At 56.6% G+C, this 17,441-nt stretch carries 15 protein-coding genes and 4 tRNA genes; 14 read left to right on the plus strand and 5 right to left on the minus strand.

All coding sequences use genetic code 11. From position 1 onward, the window contains the following. Position 1: 1 nt before the first annotated feature. The gene (locus JL015_RS13020; protein WP_201018728.1) at positions 2-502 is read right to left on the minus strand and encodes a GspH/FimT family pseudopilin; all 501 of its coding nucleotides are present in this window, start codon (positions 500-502) and stop codon (positions 2-4) included. Between the two features lie 132 nt (positions 503-634). On the opposite strand from JL015_RS13020, the gene JL015_RS13025 reads away from it, so the two are divergent. From JL015_RS13025 to thiO, 7 genes are read left to right on the plus strand one after another with little or no spacing between them, the layout of a single operon-like run. After that, positions 635-1,123, plus strand: a complete 489-nt coding sequence (locus tag JL015_RS13025; RefSeq protein WP_201018729.1) for a GspH/FimT family pseudopilin — start codon at positions 635-637, stop codon at positions 1,121-1,123. Further along, complete coding sequence (gene pilV, locus JL015_RS13030; protein WP_201018730.1) at positions 1,123-1,638, plus strand: type IV pilus modification protein PilV; 516 nt, start codon at positions 1,123-1,125, stop codon at positions 1,636-1,638. The genes JL015_RS13025 and pilV overlap by 1 nt, the downstream gene beginning before the upstream one ends. Beyond that, positions 1,635-2,339 carry a PilW family protein gene (locus JL015_RS13035; protein WP_201018731.1) on the plus strand — a complete coding sequence of 235 codons (705 nt, stop codon included), beginning with the start codon at positions 1,635-1,637 and terminating at the stop codon, positions 2,337-2,339. The genes pilV and JL015_RS13035 overlap by 4 nt, the downstream gene beginning before the upstream one ends. Then, complete coding sequence (locus JL015_RS13040; RefSeq protein ID WP_374005046.1) at positions 2,308-2,853, plus strand: pilus assembly PilX family protein; 546 nt, start codon at positions 2,308-2,310, stop codon at positions 2,851-2,853. The genes JL015_RS13035 and JL015_RS13040 overlap by 32 nt, the downstream gene beginning before the upstream one ends. Continuing rightward, positions 2,840-6,046, plus strand: a complete 3,207-nt coding sequence (locus JL015_RS13045; protein ID WP_201018732.1) for a pilus assembly protein — start codon at positions 2,840-2,842, stop codon at positions 6,044-6,046. Before JL015_RS13040 ends, JL015_RS13045 begins: the two co-directional genes overlap by 14 nt. A 12-nt stretch (positions 6,047-6,058) precedes the next feature. Next, a complete protein-coding gene (locus JL015_RS13050) occupies positions 6,059-6,460 on the plus strand; it encodes a type IV pilin protein (RefSeq protein WP_201018733.1) in 402 nt (133 codons plus the stop codon). 27 nt (positions 6,461-6,487) lie between these two features. Beyond that, on the plus strand, positions 6,488-7,591 hold the full coding sequence (gene thiO, locus JL015_RS13055) for a glycine oxidase ThiO (RefSeq protein ID WP_201018734.1): 1,104 nt from the start codon (positions 6,488-6,490) through the stop codon (positions 7,589-7,591). Positions 7,592-7,625: 34 nt separating this feature from the next. On the opposite strand, the gene JL015_RS13060 is transcribed toward thiO, so the two are convergent. From JL015_RS13060 to JL015_RS13075, 4 genes are all read right to left on the minus strand, one after another. Further along, positions 7,626-8,966 (minus strand): sigma-54-dependent transcriptional regulator, encoded by a 1,341-nt coding sequence (locus tag JL015_RS13060; RefSeq protein ID WP_201018735.1) that lies wholly within the window; start codon positions 8,964-8,966, stop codon positions 7,626-7,628. A 2-nt stretch (positions 8,967-8,968) separates the two neighbouring features. Then, positions 8,969-10,561, minus strand: coding sequence for a sensor histidine kinase (locus JL015_RS13065; protein WP_201018736.1), 1,593 nt, complete (start codon positions 10,559-10,561; stop codon positions 8,969-8,971). Next, positions 10,551-10,790, minus strand: a complete 240-nt coding sequence (locus tag JL015_RS13070) for a PP0621 family protein (protein ID WP_268939647.1) — start codon at positions 10,788-10,790, stop codon at positions 10,551-10,553. The genes JL015_RS13065 and JL015_RS13070 overlap by 11 nt, the downstream gene beginning before the upstream one ends. A gap of 184 nt (positions 10,791-10,974) precedes the next feature. After that, positions 10,975-11,997, minus strand: a complete 1,023-nt coding sequence (locus tag JL015_RS13075; protein ID WP_201006320.1) for an outer membrane protein assembly factor BamD — start codon at positions 11,995-11,997, stop codon at positions 10,975-10,977. Between the two features lie 151 nt (positions 11,998-12,148). Here JL015_RS13075 and rluD point away from each other — a divergent pair, with 151 nt between their 5' ends. From rluD to JL015_RS13110, 7 genes are all read left to right on the plus strand, one after another. Continuing rightward, positions 12,149-13,111, plus strand: coding sequence for a 23S rRNA pseudouridine(1911/1915/1917) synthase RluD (gene rluD / locus JL015_RS13080; RefSeq protein ID WP_201018738.1), 963 nt, complete (start codon positions 12,149-12,151; stop codon positions 13,109-13,111). Continuing rightward, a complete protein-coding gene (gene pgeF / locus JL015_RS13085; RefSeq protein ID WP_201018739.1) occupies positions 13,108-13,836 on the plus strand; it encodes a peptidoglycan editing factor PgeF in 729 nt (242 codons plus the stop codon). Before rluD ends, pgeF begins: the two co-directional genes overlap by 4 nt. A gap of 170 nt (positions 13,837-14,006) precedes the next feature. Next, on the plus strand, positions 14,007-16,571 hold the full coding sequence (gene clpB / locus JL015_RS13090) for an ATP-dependent chaperone ClpB (protein ID WP_201018740.1): 2,565 nt from the start codon (positions 14,007-14,009) through the stop codon (positions 16,569-16,571). 297 nt (positions 16,572-16,868) lie between these two features. After that, positions 16,869-16,944, plus strand: a tRNA-Asn gene (locus tag JL015_RS13095). 29 nt (positions 16,945-16,973) lie between these two features. After that, positions 16,974-17,050: transfer RNA gene (locus tag JL015_RS13100), tRNA-Pro, on the plus strand. 6 nt (positions 17,051-17,056) lie between these two features. Next, positions 17,057-17,132: transfer RNA gene (locus JL015_RS13105), tRNA-Lys, on the plus strand. A 96-nt stretch (positions 17,133-17,228) separates the two neighbouring features. Then, positions 17,229-17,305 (plus strand) — tRNA-Pro (locus JL015_RS13110). Positions 17,306-17,441 lie beyond the last annotated feature (136 nt).

Consider the following 17,441-nt stretch of genomic DNA (forward strand, 5'->3'; position numbering starts at 1 on the left):
GTCAGGCACACAGATCTGTCGGTATCTTTTCATCCTCGACCCTGACTCTGCCGGTAATGGCCACTATCACGCGATAGTGGCTGACGGGCTGATCACGGACGCAGACGTGAAAGGTGCCGTTGGCAGCCTTCTTGAGACCTCCTAGCCCTGTGAAGCTGATGTACTGCGCAATCTTGCTGTTGCCGATAATGCGCGTTTTTCCATCGATTGCCCGTTCGACCAGCACGGTATCTTCATCATCCGGTCCGTTGCCTTTGGTGTCGGTGATGATTCGCCAACCGTTGCTCCAGTTGCCTTCAATGGCATGCAGGGTCACCACCTGATTGCGGGTGATGGCCGCAACCCGTGCGGAGCGTATGCCGCTGGCGAGTTCCAGTGCTGCAACCTGTCTTCGATTGGCATCGATCAGGTCTGTAAAGGTCGGGCTGGCGACATTGGCAAGAATGGCCACGAGGGCAACCACGATCAGTAGTTCGATTAATGTGAATCCTGCATGCTTCATTGTTTTTCCTCCCTGGAAAACCTTGTTCCAAACGCCATCCGGGCATTCGTCATCGCAAAACAACCGTATATCCTGCTAGAGATTTTCAGGCATCGCTGCTGCCTTATAGTCGTAACGTCTAGGAGACACCCAATGCGTTATATGTCCAAGGGCTTCAGCCTCATTGAATTGTTAGTCACTGTGTCTGTGGTGGCGATCGTGGCTGCTATCGCTGTTCCGAGCTTTACCAGCTCCATCCAGAACAACAAGGTCGATACCGAGGTCAACGATTTGCAGCGGGCGCTCAACTATGCGCGTCTTGAGGCGATAAACCGGGGTGTGACGATACGTATTGCGCCAACCAGCGGGGCTGACTGGAAGACCGAGTTGCAGGTCTATCTGGCTTCCGATACTTCCGCGACACCGACTGCATTGCGCAAGGTTGCGGCCATGAGCAGTGGAGCAACCCTGACGGCTGTAAACGTCACGACTGGCGCTAGTGTTACGGCGCTCGAGTTCAATAACCTGGGTGCGCTGTATGCTCCAACCTCGGCGGTGACGATGACCTACACGCGGGGCTCGCTTACCAGGAACATTAATATTTGTTTGACGGGCCGGATCATTCTGGGCGGAACTTGCTGATGCGTTATGAAACCCGACATCGCCAGACAGGCATGACATTGATCGAAGTACTGGTGTCGGTCCTGATACTCGCCATTGGCCTGCTGGGTGCCGCTGCGATTCAGCTCAATGCTCTCAAGTACACCGACAGCTCGACCATGACCAGCCAGGCGAGCTTCATTGCCTACGACATGATGGACCGCATTCGGGCGAATGTGGATGGCAATGCGGTCTCCAACGGCACCACCAACGTGCTGTCGACCTATGCTCTGGCGAATCTGGCTGCGGCCCCGACGGCCAATGCGAACAGGGCCAGGGATCAGGACCTTTACGATTTCAAGACCAATATCACCAATTTTGCGGGCTCCACGGCCACCGCCAGCATCGATGTCAGCGGCGCGCCGGCCGTCACTATCACCATCACCTGGGACGATACGCGGGCTGCAAGTTCCAGCACCGTTGCATCCGGCGGAACTGCCTCGGGTAACACCATGCAGACCTTTACCCTGACCTCACGTATCGGGGTGAACCCATGAAGAAGTCATCCCGAGGCTTTGGCCTGATCGAGATCATGGTGGCGCTGGTGCTGGGGCTGGTGGTCAGCATGGGCATCATTCAGATATTCACCGCTTCCAGAGGCACGTTCCTGACCCAGAATGCTTCGGCCCGCATGCAGGAAGATGCGCGCTTCGTGCTGAGCAAGCTGGTGCAGGAAATCCGTATGACCGGGATGTATGGCTGCCTGGGGTTCAGCAACTATGTGCCTGTGTCTCCGGCCATTGCATGGCCTGCTGCACTCGATAACCCCATTCTGTGGGATAACGCCAACAACACCTTGACTCTGGTGACTTCCGATATCGGTACAACCGGCAGTTCACCGACCTGGACAATCATTTCCGACTGCCAGACCTTTTCCCAGCTTTACGCTGGTGCAAGAACGCCTTTGGCAGGGCAAACGGCGTTCCCGATGCGCCAGCTGGTCTACACACTCACCGGCCAGAACCTGACCATCAAATACGGCACAGCCGGGGCTGCCCAGCCGCTGTTGCAAAACGTCAGTGCCTTCTCGGTTTCATTTGGCATGGCGGGTAACCCCATGACCTACACCTCGACGATTTCGGCTGCCAGTGCGCCCGACATACGCAGCGTTCGTATCAGCCTGACCCTGCAAGACCCGGACGGGCGTGTCAAAAACCAGCAGTACAATGTGGTTGCCTACCTGCGCAATCGCTTTTAAAGGGCCGTATGCAATGAAGACAAAGCGGTTTTGCATCATGCCGACATTCCCGGCCCGACAATCCGGGATGGTGTTGCTGGTCAGTCTGGTATTCCTGTTGCTGCTGACATTACTGGGGATTTCCTCCATGCAGAACGCCACCTTGCAGGAGAAGATGTCGGGCAGCGTCGCGGTGCGCAATCAGTCTTTTCAGAAAGCCGAAGCGGTATTGCGACTGGGTGAGTCGTCGATCCAGATGGTGGGTTTCACTTCGACCAGATGCAACAGTACTGCGACATGCGCTCCGCCTGCTGAATCCACCACACTCACGGCGGCGGGCACGAATGGTTCGTCAGGGGTGAACTGGCTCGCCGCGGCTGGCGGTTTTTATGGAGTCCAGAACCTGGGAACCACGACCAACCCCATAAAACGTCCGCCGACCTGTACAGGCACCGTTACGCTTTACCGTGTCACGGCAGTCGCCATTCAAGGCACATCGAGAACGGTGCTGGAGAGTATTTATGCCAATTGCTAAGACACTTCGACGTGGATTGAAGTATGTATATGGTGCTTTGGCTGCGCTTTATCTGTCGGCTCCGGTTTATGCGTTTACTCCGGCGCAGGTGCCATTGCTGAGTTCGCCTGCGGTTGCGCCGAACGTGATGTTGATGGTGGATAATTCCGGAAGTATGTACAACATTATCTGGGCGTCTGGTTTTGATTCTACTGTGACGAACAGACCTGCAATAACCTATTTACAGTTATATGGTTGCTTTTTTTCAGTGTGCAGCAGAGCTGTGGATATTCAGGGAGATGATACGCTCATTTTGAGTTCAGCAGGTGCGGGGGGGTGTGGGGGTAATTATACATACCTCGTACGTAATAATGTCGCTTACTGCCTTTTGTTGCCTGATCCTGCGGGGGATGCAAACGAAAGCTCTACTCGGTATACAGCGGATTATCTTTCTTATCTGATTGATCTGACGCGAGCAAATAATACGACTGTCAGGAACTTTACAATCAATAATGTCATTCCTAATGACTATCGTATGAATGTTGCGCGGAATGTCTCCTTGAATCTGGTTGCCAATAACAAATCCCTCAGGATTGGCCTGGCTACCTTTAACCCTCCAGCTGGAACGGATCCGGGGCCTGGCGGCCGGATTTCCAGGGTAGTCACGGATCTTTCTCCGGTTCCTGTGACGACGTATAACACTACGGGAGTTTCACAGGATCAGGCAAACCGGAACGTAGATGCTCTTAATACGGCAATCAGAGCGTTGAGGGGGGACTCTAATACTCCACTGGCGGAAACATACTATGAAATAACACGCTATTTCCGTGGTATGACTCCTTATTTTAGTTACAGTGGTGCTCCGTCAACCTATACGAGCCCTATTCAATATCGCTGCCAAAAAAACTTTGGGGTGGTTGTCACCGATGGTTTGCCTACCTATGATAGAAATTTGCCCACTGATGATCCTGATGATGTAGCCAATACGACTCGATCATTGCCGAACTGGGATTTGAATGCGGCCAATGACGGAACGAATCCTAGAAGTGGTGATGGTGAGGGCGATGCTCTTTATCTGGATGATGTCGCACAGTTTGCGTATGACATCGATATGCGAAAGGCGACCAGCACTCCGTCGACAGATCTGACCGGAAGAAGCTGGGATAATGATGGTTTCACGCTGCAGAATATGAGCACTTACACCATTGGATTTACAGCGGCGAACCAGATGCTTATTGATGCCGCTGATAGTGCCCATGGGCGTGGCAAGTATTTTCAGACCAACGACAGTGCAGGCTTGAATACTGCACTGAACCTTGCCTTGAGTGATATCTATGCCAAGGCCGGTTCCGGAGGTGGTGGTACTTCAAGCTCTTCTACACTTCAGGCGGGTACGCAGTTTTATCAAACACTTTATGATCCGACTGACTGGCATGGAACCATAAGGGCCTACGATCTCAATGCCACGACCGGTGCTTTGGGCACGCCTGTCTGGACGACAGATACCACGATTGTCAGCGGCTCTACTGCACCTGTTTTCGAGTCATGGAGTACGGGAGCCATCCCCTCGAGAATCACGTTGGAATACGCCAACTTCAGCCCGGCACAGCAGCTTGCATTCAACTCGACCTTGCCAACAGGAGTCACGGGACCGGAGGTCATTGCCTGGGCCAAAGGAACCGCGAACTCCAAGCTGCGCACCCGTACCCGGCTCTTGGGCGATACCATCAACTCGTCATTGGGGGCGGGTTTACCCACCGAAAAGACAGCTGCCGATCTGGTAGGGGACACCACTTACACTACCTACCTAGCCAACAAGGCCACCAATATGAGCTACAGCCTTCTGGCCAATGCCAACGATGGCTTCTTCAATGTCATCAATGCCAGTAACGGAGTGCGGCGATACGCCTATATGCCTTCCACGTCGCTGTCGTCCCTTGCAACCATTTCGGCAACCAACTACGGCTCCGGGGTTCACAGGTTCACGGTTGATGGCCAGATTGCAGTTTTCGATACTCAATTATCGGCGGGCTCGGCATGGCGTACAGTCGCTTTCTCCGGTCTTGGGGCGGGCGGCAAGGCATTCTTCGCAATCAAACTCTTTGAAGGCACAAACAATACCCCCGAGGCGCTTTGGGAGGTCAAGGCTCCTGATACCTCCGATACCAATAACAGATTCAATAACCTTGGCTACTCCTACTCCAAGCCAGACGTAGCGCGGATGGCTGATGGAACCGGGATCGTAGTCGTGGGCAATGGCTACGGCAGTTTTACCGGAAGGGCTTCGCTGTATGTACTGAATGCCAATACCGGCGCATTCATTACGGAAATCCAGACGCCGCTTGTCGTCAGTGGTGAGACAGACAACGGCCTGTCCTCGGTCAAGCTGCGGGTCAACTCGCAGAACGTCGTTCAGGCCGCTTATGCCGGGGATCTCAAGGGCCGCATGTGGAAGTTCGACATGAGTGGTGCGGCGGCTTCCAGCTGGCGGGTCGCCTTCAATGGTTCACCACTGTTCACTGCGCCAAGGGGGGCCAACCAGCCGATTACCGTTCAGCCGCTGCTGCTGGATCATCCACTCAACGGCAAACTGGTGTATTTCGGTACTGGTAAATTCAGTGAGGCCACTGACAAGCAGACCAGTGCCTTGCAGGACTTCTATGCCATCTGGGATGCCGAGTCGGGCAATATCGTTGAAGGCAACCTGCAAGCCCAGGCGATCACGGGCTCGGTGACCGGCAATGGCTACACTTACTTCACGTCCACCAGCAACGATGTGGACTGGGTTGTCAAAAAAGGCTGGTATCTGCCACTGGCAACCGCTGCGCCTTATCTGGGCGAGCGGATCATCTATCCTGCACAGACTTCCCGTGGCCGTATCATTTTCACCACAGCGTCGGTGAACTCCACCGATCCTTGTGAAAGTACGGGGACCGGGCGTCTTTTCGAGCTGGATCCCGCTACGGGCGGCATGCTCAATTACCAGGTGCTCGATACCAACGGCGACAACGATATAACCAGTGGCGACACGATTGTGGCCGGGCTTGGCATCGGTACGGGGATTCCGGTGGTTGCTTCCATCGTTGCTGGCACCAATGGCAACAACGATAACAAATACCTGATCGACTCCAGCGGCGGAACACCGATCAAGCTGCTTGAGAAAGGCGGGAGTGCCAACGTCTTCCAACGCATCATGTGGCGACAAATTCAGTAGGGAAGGTGATTCATGCGAGCAGTATCCAAAGGCTTTACCTTGATCGAACTCATGATCGTCGTTGCGATTGTCGGTATTCTGGCGGCTGTTGCTTACCCCAGTTATGTCGAATACACGAAGCGCAGCCAGCGCTCGGCCATTGCCAGCCTGCTTTCGGAGCAGACTCAGGCGCTTGAGCGTTTCTTTTCAAGAAATGGCACCTACGTCGGAGCAACAGGATTGAGTACCGGCAATAGTTATTACGGTATTGGCTCGTTCCTCAATGCCGCAGACTTCACCTTGACCGCCAGCCCTGTCGCTGGCTCGCTCATGAACGGCGACAAGTGCGGCAGCTTTGTCATCAAGAACACCGGGGCAATCAGCAATACAGGCGCCACCAGCGGCGTGACAACCAAGGACTGCTGGGGGCGTTAACTCCTTTTTCTTTGCCTAGAGACCAAAATGCACAAGCAACATGTAGTGATCGTCGGTGGTGGTGTTATCGGGTTGTTGACTGCCTTCAACCTTGCCGCCGAGGTGGCCAGTGTCGTGTTGCTTGATCGCTCCGGCGTCGGTCAGGAGTCTTCATGGGCGGGCGGCGGGATCGTGTCGCCACTCTATCCATGGCGCTACAGCCCGGCAGTTACGGCCCTCTCGCATTGGTCCCAGAACTTTTACCCGCATCTGGCCGAGCGCCTTTTTGCCCAGACAGGCGTTGACCCTGAAGTTCACAAGACCGGTTTGTACTGGCTGGATCTGGACGATGAACAGCAAGCGCTGGAGTGGGCGGCCCGCGAGCAGCGACCATTGAGCAGTGTCGATGTATCGGCCGTTCACGATGCTGTGCCGGCGCTGGGGCAAGGCTACTCACGTGCGATTTATATGGCTGATGTGGCCAATGTGCGTAATCCGCGATTGGTGAAGTCCCTCAAGGCGGCGTTACTGGCGCTGCCCAATGTCGAGATTCGTGAGCAATGCGAGGTCAAGGGATTCGTTCGCGAGGGCAACGTCATTCGGGGTGTCTGCACGGAAACGGGCGATATTCCGGCTGATCGGGTCGTGTTGGCAGCCGGTGCCTGGAGCGGCGAATTGCTCAAGACCCTGGGCCTGGAATTGCCTGTTGAGCCGGTCAAGGGCCAGATGATTCTCTACAAGTGTGCGTCCGACTTTCTGTCCAGCATGGTGCTGGCCAAGGGGCGTTACGCGATCCCGCGTCGTGACGGTCATATCTTGATCGGCAGTACGCTGGAGCATGAAGGCTTCGACAAGACGCCGACCACTTCGGCGCTGGAAAGCCTCAAGGCTTCGGCCATCGAATTGATTCCCGAACTGGCAAACGCCGAACCTGTCGCCCAATGGGCAGGGTTGCGCCCCGGCTCGCCCGAAGGCATTCCCTTTATCGGCCCGCTGGACGGCTTCGATGGGCTTTGGCTGAATTGCGGGCATTACCGTAATGGTCTGGTGCTGGCACCTGCGTCCTGCCAGTTGCTGACTGATCTGCTGGTGGGGCGTGAGCCGATCATCGATCCGGCTCCGTATGCGTCGGCGGGGCGTTTTCGTGAATGAACGGAGCGCCGCCCGATTCGCTCCCGCACTTCACTTAATCCAACCCCAGCTTCTTCAACCGGTAACGCATAGATCTGAATGACAGGCTCAGGCGCTGTGCTGCCGCGGTCCGGTTCCAGCGGGTTTCTTCCAGGGCCTGCAGGATCAGTTTGCGTTCGATGCTTTCCAGGTAATCTTCCAGATTGTCGATGTCGGCCAGATTGGGGCCGTCGTGCTCCTGGGGTGTGCCGGATTCAGCAAGACGAAGGTCGCTGGCGTGGATCTCATCGTTTTCGCAGAGCGTATAGGCGCGTTCCAGCATGTTCTCAAGCTCGCGAACGTTGCCGGGGAAGCGATAGCTTTTCAGGGTTTCCAGTGCCTGCGGGTGGAGGCGCGCTGCCGCCTGACCGCAGTTGGTGGCCAAGCGTTGCAGAACGCTGCCGACCAGTTGATCGATATCTTCGCGCCGTTCACGCAAGGGCGGTACTCGCAATTCGATGACGTTCAGGCGGTAATACAAATCCTGCCGGAAGCGCCCGGCAGCAACCTCGGCACTCAAGTCTTTGTGGGTGGCACATAGAATGCGCACATCCACCACTTGCTCCTGCTGACCGCCGACGCTGCGTATGGACTTTTCCTGTATGGCACGCAGCAGTTTGACCTGCATGGCCAGCGGCAAGTCAGCCACCTCATCAAGAAACAGCGTGCCGTTATTGGCTGTCTGAAACAGGCCCGGCTTGTCTTCATGAGCGCCGGTAAAACTGCCTTTGCGATGGCCGAAGAACTCGCTTTCCATCAATTCTGACGGGATTGCGCCGCAGTTGACCGGCACGAAGGGTTTGTCGATGCGTGGCCCTTGCTCATGGATCAAGCGGGCGACCAGTTCCTTGCCGCTCCCCGATTCGCCACTGATATAGATCGGAGCCTGGCTGCGCGCCAGTTTGTCGATTTGCTTGCGAAGGGCGCGCATCGGTGGTGAGTTGCCCAGTAAACGGCTGTCGATGCTGCGTTCCGTTTGAGTGCCGGGGTGCAGTCGCAAGGCGCTGCTGACCAGTTCGCGAAGCCGGGTCAGATCTACCGGCTTGGTCAGAAAGTCGAAGGCACCTGCCTTGAGTGCGTGGATGGCCATATCCAGGCTGCCATGGGCGGTGATCATCGCCACAGGCGTTTGTGGGTAAACCTGCTGAATATGCTGCACCAGTTCCAGGCCATTACCGTCAGGCAAGCGCATGTCGGTCAGGCACATGTCGAAGGGTTCGCGAGCCAGCCAGTTTCTGGCCTCGGTTACATTGCGGGCGCTACGGGTGTCGAGTTTCATCCGGCCGAGCGTGATCTCCAGGAGTTCACGAATGTCCGGCTCATCATCGACTATCAGGATCTTTTGCCGTTGGGTCATGCTCAGCTCAACTTGAACGGGTGAGCGAAAGTGATGCGCAGACAACTACCGCCCTCATGGCGAAGGGTGTAATCCAGATGTGCCTGGTTGCTTTCGCACAGCTCGCGGGAAAGGTAGAGGCCAAGGCCCGTACCTTTGCTTTCTGTGGTGAAAAAGGGCTCGAAGAGTTTGGCCAGATGCTGTTCGGACACGCCAGGCCCGTCATCAAGGACTTCCAGGGTAGGCAAGTCGTTTTCCGGGTTGTGAAACAGCTTCAGCCAGACCTGCGCTGTCTCATGATTCATGCCGCTGTAGCGTAAGCCATTCTGCAGCAAGTTGGTCAGCACCTGATTCAGTTGCTCCGGGTCCATGCGCGTGGTGAGCATGCCCTGGCCTATTTCGGTGTGGACCAACTGGTTGGCAGGCGCAGAGCTGCGAAAGTCTGCTACGAAATTCTCCAGCCAGGCTCTCAGGTCCAGCAGCTCGGGTTCGGTTTCGCGGCGTCTGGACAGTTGCAGGACGTTCTCGATCACTACATTGATGCGTCGCGATTGGTCGTGAATGATCTGCCCGAGCCGCCTATCCGGTCCTGACAGCTCTTCCGACTCATTGAGCAATTGCGCGGCATGGCTGACGGCGCCCAGCGGATTGCGGATCTCATGAGCGATGCCGGCCGTCAGGCGGCCCAGTGCGGCAAGCTTCAACTGCTGGGCCTGATGGGCAACCTGTGAGAGATCTTCCAGAAAAATCAGCGTCTGGCGCTGGTCACCCCGATTGAGTGCGGCGAAGCTCGGTTGCAGGATCGGACCGATGGCGGAGGTCGAGATGCTGCGTGGCGCCATGATCGGATTGATCAGCCATTGCCTGAGGCGATCTACCAGTTGTGGCGAATACTGGTCGATGACCTGACCGACCAGTTGCTCGTGGCCCAGCAGGCTCAATGCACCCTGATTGGCCAGCAGGACCTGTCGTCGCGAGTCGAGCACCAGAATGCCGGTGCGCATGCGTTGCAGGATCAGGGCATTGAGTTCTTCGAGGTTGTCGACATCGGCGGCGCGCTGTTCTGCCAGTACTTCGCTCACCTGCATACGGGCGGTCAGTGCCTGTACCAGCATGGCGGCGGCAAAACACAAGGCGCCCAGTGTGCTGGCCTGCAGATAGTCGTTCGAGGCCAGCGGGCTGATGAAGCTGATGTAGAAGGTCAGGTAAATGATGCCGATGGCAGAGACAGCGGCGATCAGCAGACCGAGGCGACCGCGCAACAGGACATTACTGATGGCGACCGAGGCAATCAGCAGGTTGCCAATGCCGCTGGAAGTACCACCCGCGGCATAGAACAGCCCTGACAGCATCACCGCATCGGTCACTGCCAGGCTGAAGAGCTGGACTTTATGGCTGGGGCGTTCAAGCAGCACCACAACCAGAATGTTGAACACCAGATACAGCCAGCAGCCAGCCCGAAACAGATTCAGGTTGGCCAGTTGCAACAGTTCGGTGTCCAGGTCGCTGGAAATCAACAGCACCAGCACGATGCCGATGGTCAGTCGATACAGGTGATACAGCCGCAGAATCCGTTGCGCTTGGGGGCTGCCGAGTGAAAGCGTCTCAGCGGTCACGAGTCGCTGGGCCTTCTAGCCTGTGCGACTCGCTGCAATACCATTGTTGTTCCTGGCTCAATGCACGATCACGAGGAAGATGAACGCCACAATGGGCGCAACGTACCATGGGCGATGCCGCAGTTTCTGGCGGTTCTTCACGTTTTTTGGGGGCAGGAGGGTTGAGCAGGCGCTTGACGAACCACACCACTGCCGCGATCAACGCGACCCACATAATTATGCGAATCATGACTACCAGCTTAATGATTGAATAGCCCGCAGTGTAGCCAAGGCGCAGGCGGGAATGAAGTAGGAGTGAATTTATTCGCGAAGAGGCCGTCATCGCGGATAAGCGGAGCGCCGCCCGATTCGCTCCCGCAAATGTGTGGCACAAAAAAAGAGGCCCGCAGGCCTCTTTCTTGTGATCACCGGTCTCAGTCGAACAGACCCAGTGTCATGTAGCTGAACCAGGAGCGGCTTTTGTTGCCTTTGGCTTCTTCAGCTTCCTTGGCCTGCTCATCCAGCTCTGCCTGGTTTTCCGGCAGCAATTCTTTCGGGATGGCGTCCTTGGCATCCTGATACTGCTTCTGGATGTCCTGGTTGGCGCGGGTTTCGCCCGGTGGCAAAGGCGCGCTGCCATTGATCAGGCCCAGAGTCGCTTTCGACAGCCACGTGCGGTTGTCGGCTTCGGCCTGGCGAGGCGTGAACTGGCCGTCAGCCAGTTGCGGGTGGTTCGGGTAGTTGGCTTTCAGGACTTCGAGGCTGGTAGCTGCCAGATCGTCGAGGTGCAGGCGCTGATAGGACTCGACCATCACTGCAAGGCCATCACCGACCGAAGGTGTTTCCTGGAAGTTTTCCACAACGTAGCGGCCACGGTTGGCGGCGGCGACATAGGCCTGACGTGTCAGGTAGTAGTCGGCTACGTGAATTTCGTATGCCGCCAGCAGGTTGCGCAGGTAAATCATGCGCTGCTTGGCGTCAGGCGAGTAACGGCTGTTCGGGTAGCGGCTGGTCAGTTGAGCGAACTCGTTGAACGAGTCGCGTGCAGCACCCGGGTCACGTTTGGTCTGGTCCAGTGGCAGGAAGCGCGCCAGCAGGCCGACGTCCTGGTCGAAGGAGGTCAGGCCTTTCATGTAGTACGCATAGTCGACGTTAGGGTGTTGCGGGTGCAGGCGAATGAAGCGTTCGGCAGCGGACTTGGCGGCCTCGGGTTCACTGTTCTTGTAGTTCGAGTAAATCAGTTCAAGCTGTGCCTGATCGGCATAGCGACCGAACGGATAGCGTGATTCCAGAGCCTTGAGCTTCTCGGTGGCGCTGTTGTAGCTGTTGTTGTCCAGGTCGGCCTGCGCCTGCTGGTACAGCTCGACCTCACTGAGGTTCTCGTCGATGACTTCCTTCGACGAACAGGCCGCAGTCAGTGCGAGGATGGCGATCAGCAGCAGGTGTTTCACTTGCATGGCGGCTTGCGTCCCTATAACGGCCTGCTGTCTTGGGCGGGGCCGTCCTGTTATGATGAGCGCCCCGCAAGACCCGCGGGGCAAAAGACGCCGTATTTAACCACAAGCGCGCTGCCGAAACCAAAGGCTAGCCGCGCCTTCTAGTCTGGCCATGTCCGAAAATATAGAACTTCGCGCAGAGGTGCCGTCCGAATTGGGCGGTCAACGCCTCGATCAAGTCGCCGCACAATTATTCGCAGAGCACTCGCGCTCGCGCCTTTCCGCCTGGATCAAGGACGGCCGTCTGACTGTGGACGGCGGTGTCCTGCGCCCGCGTGACATCGTTCACGGTGGCTCTGTCCTGCAACTGATTGCCGAGCAGGAAGCTCAGGGCGAGTGGGTTGCTCAGGATATCGAGCTGGATATCGTCTACGAAGACGACCAGATCCTGGTGATCAACAAACCCGCCGGCCTGGTGGTGCATCCTGCCGCAGGTCATGCCGACGGCACCTTGCTCAATGCCTTGCTGCATCACGTCCCGGACATCATCAACGTGCCGCGCGCCGGTATCGTGCATCGTCTGGACAAGGACACCACGGGCCTGATGGTGGTCGCCAAGACCATTCAGGCCCAGACTCAACTGGTGACGCAACTGCAAAACCGCAGTGTCAGCCGCATCTATGAATGCATCGTCATCGGTGTCGTCACCGCTGGCGGCAAGATCGATGCGCCGATCGGGCGTCATGGTCAGCAGCGTCAGCGCATGGCGGTAATGGAAGGCGGCAAGCAGGCGGTCAGTCATTACCGCGTGCTCGAACGTTTCCGCTCCCACACTCACGTGCGGGTCAAGCTGGAAACCGGTCGCACTCACCAGATCCGCGTACACATGGCGCACATCAACTATCCGTTGGTGGGCGATCCGGCTTATGGCGGTCGTTTCCGTATCCCGCCAGCAGCCAGCCAGACCATGGTCGAGTCGTTGAAGACTTTCCCGCGTCAGGCGCTGCATGCCCGTTTCCTGGAGCTGGATCACCCGGTCTCCGGCCAGCGCATGAGCTGGGAGTCGCCACTGCCTGACGATTTCGTCTGGCTGCTGTCGTTGCTCAAGCAGGACCGCGAGGCATTCATCGGGTGAGTGACTGGCTGATTCCAGACTGGCCTGCGCCTGCGCACGTCAGATCCTGCATCACCACCCGCTCGGGCGGAGCCAGCCAGGCTCCGTTCGACAGCTTCAATCTGGGCGATCACGTCAGTGACAACCCGCAAGCAGTCGCCAGTAATCGCCAATACCTGTCATCGCAACTGAATGTGCAGCCTGCCTGGTTGCGTCAGGTACACGGTGTTGTTGTGGCGCATGCCGATCCTTCCTCGGTGGCCGAGGCCGATGCAAGCTGGACCGACACGCCCGGCGTGGCTTGCACCATCATGACCGCCGATTGCCTGCCCGCTCTGTTCTGTCGTCGCGATGGCACCCGAGTCGCTGCTGCACATGCCGGCTGGCGTGGCCTTGCGGCAGGTGTGCTTGAGGCGACTGCCAGCAGTTTGCAGGTTGCACCGGAGGAGATCATGGTCTGGCTTGGTCCAGCCATCGGGCAGCCTTCCTTCGAGGTTGGTCCAGAGGTTCGGGAAACCTTCATGGCAACCCATCCTGAAACGGCCGATGCCTTTATCCCAAGCGCCAATGCCGGGCGTTTCATGGCCGATATCTACGCCCTTGCACGTTTACGGCTGGCCGCCTATGGTGTTTTATCAGTCCATGGTGGCGGACTGGATACGTTCACTGACTCACGTTTCTTTTCTTACCGCCGTAGTGCCACCACTGGCCGTTTTGCCTCGCTGATCTGGATAGATCAAGCCTGATTGCAGGCCTCCTGGTGCAGCCCGTTATGGCTGGCTTGCGCGTCGGGCTGATGTGCATCAATCAAGTCGAGCTTGAAACCCGCAGAATCGTCCACATCTAACTGACTATCCAGCAGGTTTTCGTTATAGGTGTGTTCATTGCTCCGGCCTGCTTTGAAGGAAGGTGACTAATGCGTATCGATAGATTGACCAGCAAGTTGCAATTGGCTTTATCAGACTCCCAATCGCTGGCCGTGGGCCTGGATCATCCAGCCATCGAGCCTGCGCACTTGATGCAGGCTTTGCTCGAACAGCAAGGCGGCTCCATCAAGCCTTTATTGCTGCAAGTGGGCTTTGACATCAACAGCCTGCGCAAAGAGTTGAGCAAAGAGCTCGACCATCTGCCGAAAATCCAGAACCCTACCGGCGACGTCAACATGTCCCAGGATCTGGCGCGCCTGCTCAATCAGGCTGATCGTCTGGCGCAACAGAAGGGCGACCAGTTCATTTCCAGCGAGCTGGTGCTGCTTGCCGCCATGGACGAGAACAGCAAGCTGGGCAAGTTGCTGCTCGGTCAGGGCGTGAGCAAGAAGGCGCTTGAGAATGCCATCAATAACCTGCGTGGCGGTGGCGCGGTCAATGACCCCAACGTTGAAGAGTCGCGTCAGGCTCTGGACAAGTACACCGTCGACCTGACCAAGCGCGCCGAAGAGGGCAAGCTTGATCCGGTGATCGGGCGGGACGATGAGATTCGCCGGACCATTCAGGTCCTGCAACGGCGGACCAAGAACAACCCGGTGCTGATCGGCGAACCCGGCGTGGGCAAGACCGCCATCGCCGAAGGTCTGGCGCAGCGCATCATTAATGGCGAGGTTCCGGACGGCCTTAAAGGCAAGCGTCTGCTATCGCTGGACATGGGCGCATTGATTGCCGGTGCCAAATACCGTGGTGAGTTCGAGGAGCGCCTGAAGTCGCTGCTCAATGAGCTGAGTAAACAGGAAGGCCAGATCATCCTGTTCATCGACGAACTGCATACCATGGTCGGTGCCGGTAAAGGTGAAGGCTCTATGGATGCGGGCAATATGCTCAAGCCGGCTCTGGCTCGTGGCGAGCTGCATTGCGTCGGCGCGACCACGCTCAACGAGTATCGCCAATATATAGAGAAGGACGCTGCCCTTGAGCGCCGCTTCCAGAAAGTGCTGGTGGAAGAACCTAGCGAAGAAGACACCATCGCCATCCTGCGTGGTTTGAAAGAGCGCTACGAGGTTCACCATAAAGTCGGTATTACCGACGGTGCGATTATTGCGGCCGCCAAACTGAGCCATCGCTACATCACGGATCGCCAGTTGCCGGACAAGGCCATCGACCTGATCGACGAAGCGGCCAGCCGCATTCGCATGGAAATCGATTCCAAACCAGAAGTGCTCGACCGTCTTGAGCGTCGTCTGATCCAGTTGAAGGTCGAATCTCAGGCCCTCAAGAAGGAAAAGGACGAGGCGGCAATCAAGCGTCTGGAAAAGCTGCAGCTCGATATCGAGCGTATGGAACGTGAGTACGCCGATCTTGAAGAGGTCTGGGCTTCGGAAAAGGCTGAAGTGACCGGTTCGGCGCAGATCCAGCAGAAAATCGAGCAGTCGCGCCAGGAGCTGGAAGCGGCCCGTCGTCGCGGTGATCTGAACCGCATGGCTGAATTGCAGTACGGCATCATCCCGGACCTGGAGCGCAGCCTGCAGATGGTCGATCAGCACGGCAAGCCGGAAAACCAGTTGCTGCGCAGCCGGGTGACCGAGGAGGAGATTGCTGAAGTCGTCTCCAAGTGGACAGGCATTCCAGTGTCGAAAATGCTCGAAGGCGAGCGTGAGAAGCTGCTGAAAATGGAAAGCCTGCTGCACAAGCGTGTGATAGGCCAGAGTGAAGCCGTAGTGGCTGTGGCCAGCGCCGTGCGTCGTTCCCGTGCCGGGTTGTCCGATCCTAATCGCCCGAGCGGCTCCTTCATGTTCCTGGGCCCGACTGGTGTCGGTAAGACTGAGCTGTGCAAGGCGCTGGCTGAGTTTCTGTTCGATACCGAAGAGGCCATGGTACGGATCGATATGTCCGAGTTCATGGAGAAACACTCCGTCGCTCGCCTGATCGGTGCGCCACCGGGCTATGTCGGTTATGAAGAGGGCGGTTATCTGACCGAGGCTGTTCGTCGCAAGCCTTATTCGGTGATCCTGCTCGATGAGGTCGAGAAGGCGCACGCAGACGTTTTCAACATTCTGCTGCAAGTGCTGGAGGATGGGCGCCTGACGGATAGCCATGGTCGCACGGTGGATTTCCGCAATACCGTGATTGTCATGACCTCCAACCTCGGGTCTGCACAGATCCAGGAGCTGGTAGGTGATCGTGAAGCGCAGCGTGCTGCGGTGATGGATGCAGTCAGTACACATTTCCGGCCGGAGTTCATCAACCGGATCGACGAAGTGGTGATCTTCGAGCCGTTGGCACGGGATCAGATCGCGGGCATTACCGAGATTCAGCTGGGACGTCTGCGCAGCCGTCTTGCAGAGCGCGAGCTTTCCTTGACATTGAGCCCGGAAGCCCTCGACAAGCTGATCGCCATTGGTTACGACCCAGTGTATGGCGCACGGCCTCTCAAGCGTGCGATACAACGCTGGATCGAAAACCCGTTGGCCCAGTTGATCCTGTCGGGCAGCTTCGTGCCAGGCTCCAGCATCACCGGCAAGGTGGTGGATGGCGAGATCGTTTTTGGCTGATTGCTTCTTTATATAGCTGAACGGAAGGGCTCTCCTGGTGAGGGCCCTTTTTTATAGGGGCGGCTGGCGGTGCAGGAATCGGGTTTGCAGGGAGTGCGCAGGCGATCTGAAAAAAAATCGCAAATCATTGTCTTAAAAGCAATTTAGAGGGTTGACAGGTGTTTTTGAAAATGTAGAATAGCGCGCCTCAGAGACGTGAACGCAACGTTGCAAACAAAGCGAAAAGGTCGAAGAGGTTGAATTAACGAGTTAACAGCGAGTTGATTCAATGCAGTAAGTTGAATCTGAAATTGAAGTTCCGCGATAGCTCAGTTGGTAGAGCAAGTGACTGTTAATCACTGGGTCCCTGGTTCGAGTCCAGGTCGTGGAGCCAGATTTCACCAGGTTCAAGGTTGTTTCAGTCGGGGTATAGCGCAGTCCGGTAGCGCGCCTGCTTTGGGAGCAGGATGTCAGGAGTTCGAATCCCCTTACCCCGACCATAATTTGGGTCGTTAGCTCAGTTGGTAGAGCAGTTGGCTTTTAACCAATTGGTCGTAGGTTCGAATCCCACACGACCCACCATTTTTGGTTTCAAAGTCATCTTTGAAGCCGAATCTTAAAGATATGATGCCATTAGCATCAGATCGCAGGCAGCTTGTTGAGGTGTCTTGATTTCAACGGGGTATAGCGCAGTCCGGTAGCGCGCCTGCTTTGGGAGCAGGATGTCAGGAGTTCGAATCCCCTTACCCCGACCATATATCAGCACAACAGCAGAGAGTAAAATCGCTGCTTTTGATGCGACTGAAAATGCCTGGTTCCAGCATGATTGCTGAAACCGGGCATTTTTCTTTTGTGCGCTATAAAATCCAGCGCATTGTGCAAGGAAGCATG

This window comes from Pseudomonas cichorii, assembly GCF_015471405.1.
In the GTDB taxonomy this organism is placed as follows: domain Bacteria; phylum Pseudomonadota; class Gammaproteobacteria; order Pseudomonadales; family Pseudomonadaceae; genus Aquipseudomonas; species Aquipseudomonas serbiensis.

Coding starts and splice junctions, on each gene's coding strand:
- JL015_RS13020 (WP_201018728.1), bottom strand. CDS start 502: ATGAAGCATGCAGGATTCACATTAATCGAACTACTGATCGTGGTTGCC.
- JL015_RS13025 (WP_201018729.1), top strand. CDS start 635: ATGCGTTATATGTCCAAGGGCTTCAGCCTCATTGAATTGTTAGTCACT.
- pilV (WP_201018730.1), top strand. CDS start 1,123: ATGCGTTATGAAACCCGACATCGCCAGACAGGCATGACATTGATCGAA.
- JL015_RS13035 (WP_201018731.1), top strand. CDS start 1,635: ATGAAGAAGTCATCCCGAGGCTTTGGCCTGATCGAGATCATGGTGGCG.
- JL015_RS13040 (WP_374005046.1), top strand. CDS start 2,308: ATGTGGTTGCCTACCTGCGCAATCGCTTTTAAAGGGCCGTATGCAATG.
- JL015_RS13045 (WP_201018732.1), top strand. CDS start 2,840: ATGCCAATTGCTAAGACACTTCGACGTGGATTGAAGTATGTATATGGT.
- JL015_RS13050 (WP_201018733.1), top strand. CDS start 6,059: ATGCGAGCAGTATCCAAAGGCTTTACCTTGATCGAACTCATGATCGTC.
- thiO (WP_201018734.1), top strand. CDS start 6,488: ATGCACAAGCAACATGTAGTGATCGTCGGTGGTGGTGTTATCGGGTTG.
- JL015_RS13060 (WP_201018735.1), bottom strand. CDS start 8,966: ATGACCCAACGGCAAAAGATCCTGATAGTCGATGATGAGCCGGACATT.
- JL015_RS13070 (WP_268939647.1), bottom strand. CDS start 10,790: ATGATTCGCATAATTATGTGGGTCGCGTTGATCGCGGCAGTGGTGTGG.
- JL015_RS13075 (WP_201006320.1), bottom strand. CDS start 11,997: ATGCAAGTGAAACACCTGCTGCTGATCGCCATCCTCGCACTGACTGCG.
- rluD (WP_201018738.1), top strand. CDS start 12,149: ATGTCCGAAAATATAGAACTTCGCGCAGAGGTGCCGTCCGAATTGGGC.
- clpB (WP_201018740.1), top strand. CDS start 14,007: ATGCGTATCGATAGATTGACCAGCAAGTTGCAATTGGCTTTATCAGAC.